Raw genomic sequence first — 12,350 nt, 5'->3', positions numbered from 1 at the left:
GATGAATACGTTAAAGAAATTTTTAGGCTTGGTTTGGATGGTTTTAGGACCATTAACAATGACATTTTTGTTTATCCAGGCGATAGATAAAGTGGGCTTGACCCATTCGGATATCGAACGTACCAATACCATTTTGCAATGGGCAATTATCCTGTTTATTTTCCTCCCGATCAGTTTGGGATTGATGATATTTGGTTTTTATGCATGGAAAGGTGAGTATGACCGCTTGCCGGAAAGTTCGGAGCAATTGTAATTTGTATGCTGTTAGATAATATCTTTTCCTTAATTAGCCTTGCGGTTGATGTTTTTTAGTTCATTGTAAACCAACTGCGCAACTGCTTTGGCTCCTTCTGGTTGGAAGTGGGTATTATCTTTTTGACCTTTTGGATAAGCCTCATATTTGGCTGAGTCTAAATTCATAAAGTAATGTTTGCTTACAAATTCATTGCCCTTTGTCGTGAAAAAGCTCGCCGAAAGTGAGGTTAGATCTATAATGGGTGTATTTAATTCTTTGGCAACATCTTTCACCGCTTGTGGATATTCGCCATGTGCACTGCCCAATTTACCATCTTTCCAGGGGTAATTGCGGGTAACTGGTGTAATCAGGACTGGTACAGCACCTTTTGCCCTTGTTTCTTTCACATACATCCTTAAAAAATCTTTATAGCCCGGAATATCAACATAACGTTCAGGTTTATCTTTTGCGGCATCATTGTGCCCAAACTGGATCAATACCAGGTCGTTCTTTTCCAGGGTTGATAAAACTTCTTTCCACCTTCCCTCTTCAAAAAAAGTTCTGGTACTTCTTCCCCCTTTTGCTTTATCAATAACCAAAGCGCTGTCGCTTTTAATCAGCCTGTTTAATTTTTTTAAACTGTCTTTTTTTAAGAATTGCTGAAAAACCTGTCCCCAGCCTGTAATGGGATACTTTTTCTGCAGATAACCTTCGTCTAAGGTATAATCTGCCACGGTAGAATCGCCTATTAAATAAACCTTAACAGGTTTGGGTTTTACAATGAAAGACATCAGTAAAACGGTGCCAAGGGCTGCGATAGGGTATTTATGTTTTTTCATCTTGTTATTTTAATGCTTGTACACGGAACCAATCATATTCGGCAATTCCTGAATCATTGGTTTGGGTATCTCTGGCGGCAAATAGTCCCATTTTTGCGCCGATCCACTGGCCTGCGGTGGCCTGGAACTCATCTCCTACATCCGTAAAACGGGTTCCATCTTCGCTGTAACTAAACTGGCATTTTGCACCAGTAGTAACTTTAACCCTGAAATATACCGAGCCCGATTTTAGTTTGGTAATTTCCTTTTCATTTTCGGTTTTTCCCTTGTCGGCACTTTGGCAAACACCGTACATCAGGTACAATCCGTCTTTTTTGCTTTTAATGCTAATCTGCGCATAACTTCTCCCCATTACTACCAAACCCGTTTTTTCGTTCTCCAATTTTGGGTTAGGTTTAAATAAGAGTTTTGTTGTTGCCATAAATTCATCGGCAGGGAATTTCTGCATCAACAGGTTCGGGACATCCCAAAGGTTTTTGGCATCATCAGGAATTTTCGAAGTGTATAACTTTAATAAACCCCTGTCTGCATCAGTAAATAACCAGGTTGGTTGTGGATTGGCCTGCCATTGCCATTGTAAGCCTAGTTTTGGCGTGGTAAATTCATCGCTTTCTTCAGGCGTTTCTACCGGATATGTTCTGCCCACGTTTGGTTTTTTATAGGTGATAACCGGTTCGCCTTTGCCGTCGCCATCTGCATCAAGCCCGATAACTGGCCAGTTATTGATCCATTTCATAGGCTGCAGGTGCACCACGCGACCATAAGCATCTTTATCCTGAAAATGAAGAAACCAATCTTCGCCTGTTTGCGTATTTACCCAGGCACCCTGATGAGGGCCATTTACCGAAGATTTCCCTTGATCCATCGCTACTTTCCGCTCATATGGGCCGTAGATATTTTTACTTCTCAAAATTAATTGCCAGCCTGTAGAAACTCCTCCTGCTGGTGCGAACAAATAATAATAGCCGTTGCGTTTATAAACTTTTGGACCCTCAATGGTTGGGTCGAGTTCGTGGCCATCGTATACAATTCTGCCGGACTCTGTAGCTTCTGATCCGTCGCTGCTTAATGGCATAATGGCCAACACACTTTCTATGCCTGCACGGCTCCCTGCGTATGCGTAAGCGAGGTAGGCCTTGCCGTCTTCATCCCAAAACGGACAAGGATCAATCAATCCTTTACCTGCAGCGACCAATTTTGGTGCAGACCATGCTCCGGTTATGGTTTTAGCTTTTGTTAAATAAATCCCAAAGTCAGGGTCTGGATAATAGATATAAAATTCGCCATTGCGGTAGCGGATAGAAGGTGCCCAAACACCATTGCCATGCTGGGTTTTTTCGAAATGCTCAAATGGAGGCTGGCGTTTTAAGGCATGGCCGATTATTTTCCAGTTCACCAAATCTCTCGAATGCAGGATCGGCAAGCCCGGAATGGCATCAAAACTAGAGGCGATCATATAAAAATCATCTCCTACACGGATGGCATCGGGATCAGAATAATCTGAGTTGATAACCGGATTTTTATAGGTTCCGTTACCTTGATCAGAAACCCAAACTTTAGAAATGTACCCACTTTTTTTTGGAGCCGGTTGGGCAAAGGTATTTATGCTAAAGCTTAAAACAAGGATTAAACAAAATAGATGTTTCATTATACAATGATGTTTTTAATATTTGGTCAGTAATAGCTCACAAACAAGATGCTGAAACAAGTTCAGCATGACGTTTTGGGTAATAACAAGGTTAAGTCTTTTTTTATTTTTAGGCAAGTTGTTATTGTGCAATCGTTCCCGACATCGTTTGCAGTGTTTAATCTTGAAAAAACTTCTTTCTGATGGATATTAATGTTTAAAATTGTTCATCATATATTTTAAAAACACGGCTGCGTTACAAAGGTTATACTTTTACGTGGCCGATTTTAATTTAAGCCTAACCAAATTGATATGAAAGCAATCATCTTATTTTTTCTGATAACCGTTTCATCAGCAGTTTATGCCCTAGATGTTAAGCCCGATTTTGTGGTAGCGGCCGATGGAAGCGGAAACTTTAAAACGGTACAGGAAGCGATACATGCTGTGCCTGATTTCAGGAACAAAACAACCATAATTTTTATCAAAAAAGGCATTTACAAAGAAAAGCTAATCTTGGCGGCCTCTAAAAAGAATGTGAAATTTATTGGAGAGAGCCTAAACGAAACCATATTAACTTATGATGATTATGCGCAGAAGAAGAATGTTTTTGGCGAAGAAAAGGGCACTTCGGGTTCTTCCAGCTTTTATATTTATGGCGAAGGCTTTTCTGCAGAAAACATCACCTTCGAAAATTCATCAGGTCCGGTGGGGCAAGCAGTTGCGGTTTGGGCCGGGGGTGATAAATTAATTTTTACCAACTGCAGGTTTTTAGGTTTTCAGGATACACTTTATACCTACGGAGGCAATAACCGTCAATATTATAAAAACTGCTACATCGAAGGAACGGTCGATTTTATTTTCGGCGCTTCTACCGCCTGGTTCGAAAGCTGCACCATTTTCTGCAAAAAGGCGGGTTATATCACCGCGGCATCAACTGCTGATACTACAAAATTTGGTTATGTATTTAATAAATGCAAAATCAAGGGAGATGCACCGGCCAATAGCTTTTATTTGGGTCGCCCATGGAGGCCTTACGCAAAGGTTGCCTACCTCAACTGCGAACTTTCTGATTTTATCCGCCCAGAGGGTTGGAACAACTGGGGCAAGGAAAGCAACGAAAAAACGGCCTATTACGCTGAATATAAAAGTATTGGAAAAGGAGCCGATCCAAAAAACCGGGTAAACTGGTCGCATCAATTAACAGACGAAGGGTATAAAAGTTACATTTTGGAAAACGTTTTCCGTGGGTGGAATCCAGAGGCGAAATAAGTTGGTTAAGTAATTGATATACAGGTGTTAATCGACTGTTTGATTGCGATTTTTTGTGTCGTTTTCCGGTAACGATTGCATAGATTTCTCTTCTATTTTAAGTGCAAACAACGTACACTTGTTATTACAATAACCAAGTATAATTTAACAGCACAAATAATGAAACATATTTCTGGTCGTTTATGCCGTATTAAAGTAGCGCTGGCATGCTTAATTTTATCTTCTGCAAGTGCTGCCATAGCGCAACAACAGCAAAGCCTTCCCATTATCCAGCAGGTTAAATTTAAAAAAGATACCACTAGCATTATCAGTTTTGGCGCAAAGGGCGATGGGATTACCTTAAATACGCAAAGCATCAATAAAACCATAGCCAGTGTAAGCCAAAAAGGTGGTGGTGTGGTTTTAATTCCATCAGGCTTGTGGTTAACCGGTCCTATTGAGTTAAAAAGTAATGTAAACCTACACCTTAAACGCGATGCAATTCTTCAGTTTACCGACGACTTTAACCAATACAAATTGGTACAGGGAAATTGGGAAGGTCAACCAGCGTGGAGAAACCAGAGTCCGATTTCGGGTGTTAACCTCGAAAATATAGCCATTACCGGAAGCGGGATTATCGACGGGAACGGTGGTGCCTGGCGCATGGTTAAAAAAGATAAACTTACCGAAACACAGTGGAAAACCTTGGTGGCATCTGGCGGCGTAGTGAGGGCTGACGGAAAAATGTGGTACCCATCTGAGAAAACCGTTAAAGGTTCGAATACTAAAAATGCAGGCGTAATTGAGGCTGGTAAAACAGCAGCCGATTATGAAGATATTAAAGATTTCCTTCGCCCGAATCTGTTGGTGTTAACAGGTTGCAAAAAGATTCTTTTAGAGGGTGTTACCTTTCAAAATTCACCAGCATGGAATTTACACCCTTTACTTTGTGAAGATTTAACCTTAAGAAACTTACAGGTAAAAAACCCCTGGTTTGCGCAGAATGGTGATGGTGTTGATGTAGAATCGTGCAAAAATGTATTGATTGAAGGCAGCACTTTCGATGTGGGTGACGATGGGATCTGTATTAAATCGGGAAGAGATGAAGCAGGCCGCAAACGTGGCGTACCTACAGAAAATGTAATTATTCGGAATAACGTGGTTTACCACGCCCATGGTGGTTTCGTAATCGGAAGCGAGATGAGTGGTGGTGCAAAAAATATCTGGGTATACGACTGTTCTTTTATCGGCACCGACATTGGCCTGCGTTTTAAAACGACCCGCGGCCGCGGCGGTGTGGTAGAAAATATTTACATCAACAACATCAACATGATCGATATTCCGGGCGAAGCGATTCTGTTTGATATGTATTATGCTGCGGTTGATCCGGTTCCTTTGGCAGGCGAAAAACGCGAAACCATTAAAACGGTAACGGTTCCGGTAACCGAAGCTACCCCTCAGTTCAGAAACTTTTACATTAAAAATGTGGTAGCCAATGGTGCTGAGAAAGCCATATTTTTCAGGGGATTGCCAGAGATGAACATCAAAGATATCCACCTGGAGAACGTAACCATAAAAGCGAAGAAAGGCATTGAAATTATTGAAGCCGCTGGAATTTTCCTTAAAAACATAAATGTAATTACTGAAGATACCAGTCCGGTTGTAATGATCCAGAATGGTTCGAATATCAATATCAGCAACCTAAAATACCCTGATAACAGCAAGGTTTTGTTTGATGTATCGGGAGAAAAAACAAAAGGTGTAAAAATTAGCGGAACAGATGTTTCTAAAGCAAAAATGGCTTCACTTTTAGGTATAGAGGTAGATAAAAAAGCACTGGAAATTTCAAAATAACAAACATGAAGAGATCAATTCTATATACAGCAGCTGCGCTCATCGGTTTCTCTATTTTAACACAAAGTGGATTTGCCCAAAAGAAATTGTCAGAACAGTTAACCTTAACTGCAATGGAAAAACTGTTTCAGGATACTACATTGTTAAAAGGTGCCAAAGGCCCTAAATGGACTTATGACATGGGTGTGGTACTGGAAGGTGCTGCAGCGGTTTGGCGGAATACCGGCGATGGGAAATATTTTAAGTACATCCAAAGCTCAATGGATGCCTATTTGGATAAAGAAGGAAATATCAATACGTATAAACCTGATGACTTTAATATCGATAACATTAAAAATGGACGTTCGTTATTATTGTTATACAAAGTTACCGGACAACAGAAATACCTGTTAGCGGCAACCAAATTATATGATCAGCTACAAAAACAGCCGCGTACCCAGGAAGGTGGCTTTTGGCATAAGAAAATTTATCCGAACCAAATGTGGCTGGATGGTTTATACATGGGCGAACCGTTTTACGCGGAGTATGCCAAGCTGATGAAAAAAGATGCAGCTTTCGACGACATTGCCAAGCAGTTTATCCTGATGGAGAAAAATGCCCGAGATGCTAAAACAGGATTACTTTATCACGGATATGATGAGAGCAGAGCAGAGCAATGGGCCGAAAAAAAAACAGGTCGCTCAGCAAATTTCTGGGGAAGGGCAATGGGTTGGTACATTATGGCATTGGTAGATGTGCTGGATAATTTTCCGGCCAATCATCCACAACGGAAAGAATTAATCGTCATTTTAAACCGTACAGCAACTGCTACCGTAAAATACCAGGATCCAAAATCGGGTGTTTGGTTCGATATTTTAGATATGCCAACCAGAAAAGGAAATTACCTCGAAAGTTCTGCGTCGAGCATGTTTGTATATGGCTTGGCCAAAGGTGTACGTAAAGGTTGGTTGGCACCATCATTTATGGCTGCTGCAAATAAAGGCTACGCAGGCTTAATGAAAGAATTTGTTGAGCAAGCAGGAGCAGAAAGAATCAACCTGACCAAAACCGTTTCAGTATCGGGATTGGGCGGAAAACCTAAATACCGCGATGGAAGTTTCGACTATTATATCAGCGAAAAAGTAATCACCAACGATCCGAAAGGTGTAGGGGCGTTTATCTGCGCCGCCTCAGAAATGGAAATTGCCGCGCTCCCTAAAACAGGTAAAGGTTTAACCGTTACGGTTGATAATTTCTTCAATAACGAGTATATAACCGGCCCAACCGGAGACAAAATTCCCTTTCATTACGTATGGGAGGAAGATGATAATAACGGTTTTTCGTTATTCGGTAAAGTATTTAACGATGCAGGAGTTAAAACCGCTACCCTTAAAACTGCACCAACAACAGCAAACTTAAAAGGAAGTAACATTTACATTATTGTAGATCCTGATACGGAAAAAGAAACTGCAAACCCAAATTTCATGAATGCTGCACACGCCAAACAGGTTAGCGAATGGGTTAAAGCGGGTGGCGTATTGGTATTGCTATTAAATGATGTTGGCAATTGCGAAATTTCAAAATTTAACGTATTGCCAGAAACCTTCGGCATTCACTTTAACGAGGATAGCCGCAACAAGGTTCAAGGTTCGAACTTTGAACAGGGCGCAGTAAAAATCCCTACCGGAAATTCAATATTCAAAACGGCTAAAAAGGTTTACATCAAAGAGATTTCCACTATTGTGGCAAAAAGCCCTGCGGTTTCGGCCTTAAAGGATAATGGTGATGTGCTTATTGCAACAGCAAAATATGGTAAAGGAACTGTTTTCGCGGTAGGTGATCCGTGGTTTTACAACGAATATATCGATGGCAGAAAATTGCCTGCAGATTTCGAAAACTTTAAGGCAACGAACGACCTAGTAAGCTGGTTGATTAAACAGGTGCCGGGTAAAAAGTAGGCATACATAAATTAATGTTAGCCACAGAGGCACGGAAAAGGATTTAACCACAGATAAGAGGATTAGCACAGATAAATAATATTGGCCACAAAACACAGAGACACAGAAATAGCTAATGGTCTGTGGGACACAGACCATGGATAAAGAGAGAAAAATACTCCGTGTTAGTCCGTGCTTCCGTGGCAAAAAATAAGATAATCAGTGTTTGCACTTGCAAAAACTAACAAACAAAATGATGAAAATAAAAATATTGTTAACCCTGATCTGTACAAGCTTAATGCTATCGTGTTATGCGCAGCAGCCTACCGATTCTACTGCAGAAAAAATGCTTGTATATCAACTCGGCAATGGCGGTTGGCCTAAGCAGTTGGAAGATAAAAGCGTGGTTAACTATGGTGCAACTTTAACACCTCAGTTGTTGGCTAAGATAAAAGCAACTACAGATCTTCATGCCACATTTGATAACAAAGCCACTAGCAGAGAAGTGGTATATCTGGTTAAAGCTTATAAAAAAACACAGAATAAGACTTATTTAGCTGCAGCTGAAAAAGGATTGGATTATATTTTAGCTGCTCAATACGCAAATGGCGGCTGGCCGCAGTATTATCCGGATAAAACTTTATACCGTTCAGAAATTACCTATAATGATGATGCAATGATCAATGTGTTAAATATCCTACAAGATATTGCTACACAGAAAAATGATTTTGAGGTCGTGAATCCAGCTTACATCAAAAAAGCAGAGAAAGCTATTCTTAAAGGAGTTGATTGCATTATTAAAACGCAAATAAAGCAAAACGGAACGCTAACCATCTGGGCTGCGCAATACGATAAAGACTCGATGTTGCCGGCAAAAGCAAGAGCATTTGAGCCGGCATCGTTAAGTACAAGCGAATCGGCAGGTATTGTCCGTTTCCTGATGAGGCTTAAAAACCCATCGCCAGAAGTAAAAAGTGCAGTTGCCGCAGCGGTTAAATGGTTCGATACCTATAAAATTGCCGGCTATCGTTTCGATAGGCCGAGTGATCCTAAAACCAATATTAAAACTGCGGCTTTGGTTGCAGATAATACAGCCAATACCTGGGCGCGTTTTTACGATATCGAGAAAAACATTCCGATTTTCGGTGATCGCGACAATACCATTAAAACAAAATTGGAAGAGTTAAGTCCTGAACGGCGAAACGGTTATGCCTGGTATGGTAACTGGGGACAGAAATTAATTGAAAAGGAATACCCGAAGTGGTTAAACACAAACGGAAATAAATAATTATAAAAATTGTCATTGCTAGGAATAAAGCAATGATGGAGATCGCAAGGATATGATTTTAAACAAAGAAAATTTAGCAAACATTAACGGCGACAAGGTTACTAAACCAAGTGCCGAAATTTTGGCTTTACCAGAAAAAGTAATTCAGTTTGGAACAGGCGTTTTATTGCGTGGTTTACCAGATTATTTTATTGATAAGGCCAACCAGAATGGTATTTTTAATGGTCGTGTTTTAGTAGTTAAATCTACTTCAAAAGGTGGTGCCGATGCATTTTCGAAACAGGATAATTTATACACGCTTTGTGTAAAGGGGATCGAAGATGGTGTTAATGTTGAAGAAAATTCAATCAACTCATCAATCAGCCGTGTTTTATCGGCTTCGCAAGATTGGGCCGAAATTTTGAAAGCTGCCCACCAGCCAGAAATGCAAATTGTAATTTCGAATACAACTGAAGTTGGGATTGTTAAAAGCGAAGATAAAATAACTGATAATCCACCGCAATCTTATCCAGGGAAACTACTGGCGTTTTTGCACGAAAGATACACTGCTTTTAATGGTTCGGCTGAAAGCGGAATGGTGATTGTTCCAACGGAATTAATCAGTGACAATGCCGATAAATTGAAAGAAATTTTATTGGATCTGGCGATCCAGAACAAATTGGGCTGGGATTTCGAAAACTGGTTAAAAACGGCTAATCATTTCTGCAAAACTTTGGTTGATAGGATTGTTCCGGGAAAACTTCCTGAGGCCGAACAAAAAGCGATTGAAAGTGAGCTGGGTTATGAAGATGAACTCATGATTATGGCCGAACCCTTCAGACTTTGGGCTATCGAATCGTCAAGCGAAAAAGTGAAGGAGATTTTATCTTTTGAAAAGGCAGATAAAGGGGTTTTTATTGTTCCATCGATCGATAAATTTAAAGAGCTAAAACTCCGTTTACTTAACGGTACGCACACCATTAGCTGCGGATTGGCCATTTTAGCAGGCTTTAATACCGTAAAAGAGGCTATGGCGAATGAAGATTTCTCCGCCAATGTGTTAAAACTGATGAAAGATGAAATTGCCCCTGTTGTGGTAAACGAAGATATTACCTATGATGAAGCAATTGCCTTTGCAGAAAGCGTAATTGACCGTTTTAGCAACCCATCCTTAGAGCACCAGTGGCAAGCCATTACGCTAAACTTCACCTCAAAGATGCAGATGCGTAACATGCCGTTAATCAGAAGGTATTATGCTTTAAAAAATGAAGTACCTCAACTTACCGCTTTAGGAGTGGCAGCATATATCCTTTTCATGAATGTGAATAAAGATGGTGATACTTACACGGCAAGTGCAAACGGGAAAACCTTTCCGATACAGGATGAATTTGCAGAAATTTTATACGAATACTGGAAAAACCCTGAAACGGTTATAGATAATACCCTTGGCGACAGACGTCTTTGGGATAAAAACCTGAATAACTATCCCGGCTTTAACGCGGCCGTAAAATCTTACGTTGATTTATTACAGAACAAGGGTGCAAAAGAAACTTTAAGTAACTTGCATTCAGAAAGAACAATTTAAAATGGTTACTAGAATTTTAAAAATCCATCCTAACGATAATGTACTTGTTGCCCTGCAAAACCTGGCAAAAGGCGAAACCGTTATTTACGATGGGCAGGAATATATTTTACAGGATGATATCCAGGCAAAGCATAAGTTTTTTATGCAGGATATGAATGCAGGCGATCACATTATTATGTATGGCGTACTGGTAGGAAAGGCACAGCATTTCATCCTAAAAGGTGGTTTAATGGATACTGAAAACACTAAACATGCCTCAGATCCATACGAATTCCGTCCGTACCATTACGAATGGCATGCACCAGATGTTTCTAGATTTGAAGGCAGAACATTTAACGGTTATATCCGTAGTGATGGCCGCGTAGGAACTGCAAATTACTGGTTGTTTATTCCGACTGTTTTCTGCGAAAACCGTAATCTGGATGTGATCCGTGAGGCTTTGCACAATGAATTGGGCTATGCAGTAACCGATAAATACAAATCTTACGCCCATGAGCTGGTTGAGGCTTATAAAAACGGCGAAATCCTGGAAGAAGCTTATCCAGGTTCAATTGGAATTGCAAATCCATCAGCCAACCGCGTTTTTAAAAATGTTGATGGCATTAAATTTTTGAATCACCAGGGTGGTTGCGGTGGTACCCGTCAGGATGCTGCTGTATTAAGTAAATTATTGGCCGCTTATGCCGATCATCCTAATGTTGCCGGTGTTACGGTATTGAGCCTTGGTTGCCAGAACCTACAGGTTAAAGATTTTATGGATGATTTAAAACACCGCAGTCCAAATTTCGATAAACCTTTATTTATTTTTGAGCAGCAACAATCGCAGAGTGAAGAACAACTGGTTAAAGAAGCCATCAGGAAAACCTTTATCGGTTTAACCGAGATCAATAAAATTGAACGTCAGCCAGCGCCATTAAGTAAACTGGTTTTAGGTGTTAAATGTGGCGGTAGCGATGGCTTTAGTGGAATCAGTGCTAATCCTGCAGTAGGTTATACATCTGATTTATTGGTGGCTTTGGGTGGTACTGTACTTCTTGCCGAGTTCCCTGAACTTTGCGGCGCTGAACAACAGTTAATCGACCGTACAAAAGACGAAACCGCAGCACGTAAGTTCATCCAGTTGATGACTGCTTACAATCAATCTGCAGAAAATGTAGGTTCTGGATTTTTCATGAACCCATCACCCGGAAATATAAAAGATGGTTTGATTACCGATGCGATTAAGAGTACCGGCGCAGCGAAAAAAGGCGGAACATCGCCAGTAGAGGATGTTTTGGATTATACTGAGCCTGCTACAAAACCAGGATTAAACTTAGTTTGTACCCCGGGAAATGATGTGGAAGCTACTACAGGAAAAGCAGCGTCTGGAGCAACATTAATCTTGTTTACTACAGGTTTGGGCACACCAACAGGAAACCCTGTTTGCCCCACTATCAAAGTTTCAACCAATAATGCATTAACCAAACGCATGGGCGATATTATTGATATCAACTGTGGGCCGGTAATCGAAGGGGAAAAAACCATCGAACAAATGGGGGAGGATATTTTGGAATATTGCATTAAAGCAGCCAGTGGCGAAGTGATACCCAAAGCGGTGTTGCTTAACCAGGATGATTTTATTCCATGGAAACGGGGAGTTAGTCTTTAGTGAGTCTGGAGTAGTGAGTCCCAAGTCGTGAGTCTTGGAACCGTATTCCGTGGTCTGTGTCCTCACAGACCACCAAGCGAATAAAACATAAATTGAGTTCCGATCTGTGAGGACACAGACCGGGATAAATA

9 protein-coding genes are annotated in these 12,350 nt (G+C 40.7%); 7 read left to right on the top strand and 2 right to left on the bottom strand.

Annotation, left to right across the window (positions count from 1 at the left end):
* Position 1 precedes the first annotated feature (1 nt).
* On the top strand, positions 2 to 253 hold the full coding sequence (locus tag ACTJKN_RS20305; RefSeq protein WP_440827568.1) for a DUF6814 family protein: 252 nt from the start codon (positions 2 to 4) through the stop codon (positions 251 to 253).
* Positions 254 to 282: 29 nt separating this feature from the next.
* Here ACTJKN_RS20305 and ACTJKN_RS20300 read toward each other — a convergent pair whose 3' ends face one another.
* Both ACTJKN_RS20300 and ACTJKN_RS20295 read right to left on the bottom strand, forming a co-directional pair.
* The gene (locus ACTJKN_RS20300) at positions 283 to 1,074 is read right to left on the bottom strand and encodes a rhamnogalacturonan acetylesterase (RefSeq protein WP_440827567.1); all 792 of its coding nucleotides are present in this window, start codon (positions 1,072 to 1,074) and stop codon (positions 283 to 285) included.
* Positions 1,075 to 1,078: 4 nt separating this feature from the next.
* The gene (locus tag ACTJKN_RS20295) at positions 1,079 to 2,722 is read right to left on the bottom strand and encodes a glycoside hydrolase family 43 protein (protein WP_440827566.1); all 1,644 of its coding nucleotides are present in this window, start codon (positions 2,720 to 2,722) and stop codon (positions 1,079 to 1,081) included.
* Between the two features lie 291 nt (positions 2,723 to 3,013).
* Here ACTJKN_RS20295 and ACTJKN_RS20290 point away from each other — a divergent pair, with 291 nt between their 5' ends.
* From ACTJKN_RS20290 to ACTJKN_RS20265, 6 genes are all read left to right on the top strand, one after another.
* Complete coding sequence (locus ACTJKN_RS20290) at positions 3,014 to 3,970, top strand: pectinesterase family protein (protein ID WP_440827565.1); 957 nt, start codon at positions 3,014 to 3,016, stop codon at positions 3,968 to 3,970.
* Between the two features lie 159 nt (positions 3,971 to 4,129).
* A complete protein-coding gene (locus tag ACTJKN_RS20285) occupies positions 4,130 to 5,803 on the top strand; it encodes a glycoside hydrolase family 28 protein (RefSeq protein WP_440827564.1) in 1,674 nt (557 codons plus the stop codon).
* Between the two features lie 5 nt (positions 5,804 to 5,808).
* Positions 5,809 to 7,740 (top strand): glycoside hydrolase family 88 protein, encoded by a 1,932-nt coding sequence (locus ACTJKN_RS20280; protein WP_440827563.1) that lies wholly within the window; start codon positions 5,809 to 5,811, stop codon positions 7,738 to 7,740.
* Positions 7,741 to 7,972: 232 nt separating this feature from the next.
* On the top strand, positions 7,973 to 9,007 hold the full coding sequence (gene pelA / locus ACTJKN_RS20275; protein WP_440827562.1) for a pectate lyase: 1,035 nt from the start codon (positions 7,973 to 7,975) through the stop codon (positions 9,005 to 9,007).
* Between the two features lie 52 nt (positions 9,008 to 9,059).
* Positions 9,060 to 10,571, top strand: a complete 1,512-nt coding sequence (locus ACTJKN_RS20270) for a tagaturonate reductase (RefSeq protein ID WP_440827561.1) — start codon at positions 9,060 to 9,062, stop codon at positions 10,569 to 10,571.
* 1 nt (position 10,572) lies between these two features.
* Positions 10,573 to 12,219: a UxaA family hydrolase gene (locus ACTJKN_RS20265; RefSeq protein ID WP_440827560.1), complete on the top strand. Its 1,647-nt coding sequence runs from the start codon at positions 10,573 to 10,575 to the stop codon at positions 12,217 to 12,219.
* Positions 12,220 to 12,350: the final 131 nt, after the last annotated feature.

This window comes from Pedobacter sp. 22163 (assembly GCF_052045595.1).
In the GTDB taxonomy this organism is placed as follows: Bacteria; Bacteroidota; Bacteroidia; order Sphingobacteriales; family Sphingobacteriaceae; genus Pedobacter.
Note: the sequence above shows the minus strand (reverse complement) of the source record. Positions and strands in the feature narration are given on the sequence as shown.

Bases quoted from the DNA above. Each gene is read 5' to 3' on its own strand.
- ACTJKN_RS20305 (WP_440827568.1), top strand. From the start codon at position 2: ATGAATACGTTAAAGAAATTTTTAGGCTTGGTTTGGATGGTTTTAGGA.
- ACTJKN_RS20300 (WP_440827567.1), bottom strand. From the start codon at position 1,074: ATGAAAAAACATAAATACCCTATCGCAGCCCTTGGCACCGTTTTACTG.
- ACTJKN_RS20295 (WP_440827566.1), bottom strand. From the start codon at position 2,722: ATGAAACATCTATTTTGTTTAATCCTTGTTTTAAGCTTTAGCATAAAT.
- ACTJKN_RS20290 (WP_440827565.1), top strand. From the start codon at position 3,014: ATGAAAGCAATCATCTTATTTTTTCTGATAACCGTTTCATCAGCAGTT.
- ACTJKN_RS20285 (WP_440827564.1), top strand. From the start codon at position 4,130: ATGAAACATATTTCTGGTCGTTTATGCCGTATTAAAGTAGCGCTGGCA.
- ACTJKN_RS20280 (WP_440827563.1), top strand. From the start codon at position 5,809: ATGAAGAGATCAATTCTATATACAGCAGCTGCGCTCATCGGTTTCTCT.
- pelA (WP_440827562.1), top strand. From the start codon at position 7,973: ATGATGAAAATAAAAATATTGTTAACCCTGATCTGTACAAGCTTAATG.
- ACTJKN_RS20270 (WP_440827561.1), top strand. From the start codon at position 9,060: ATGATTTTAAACAAAGAAAATTTAGCAAACATTAACGGCGACAAGGTT.
- ACTJKN_RS20265 (WP_440827560.1), top strand. From the start codon at position 10,573: ATGGTTACTAGAATTTTAAAAATCCATCCTAACGATAATGTACTTGTT.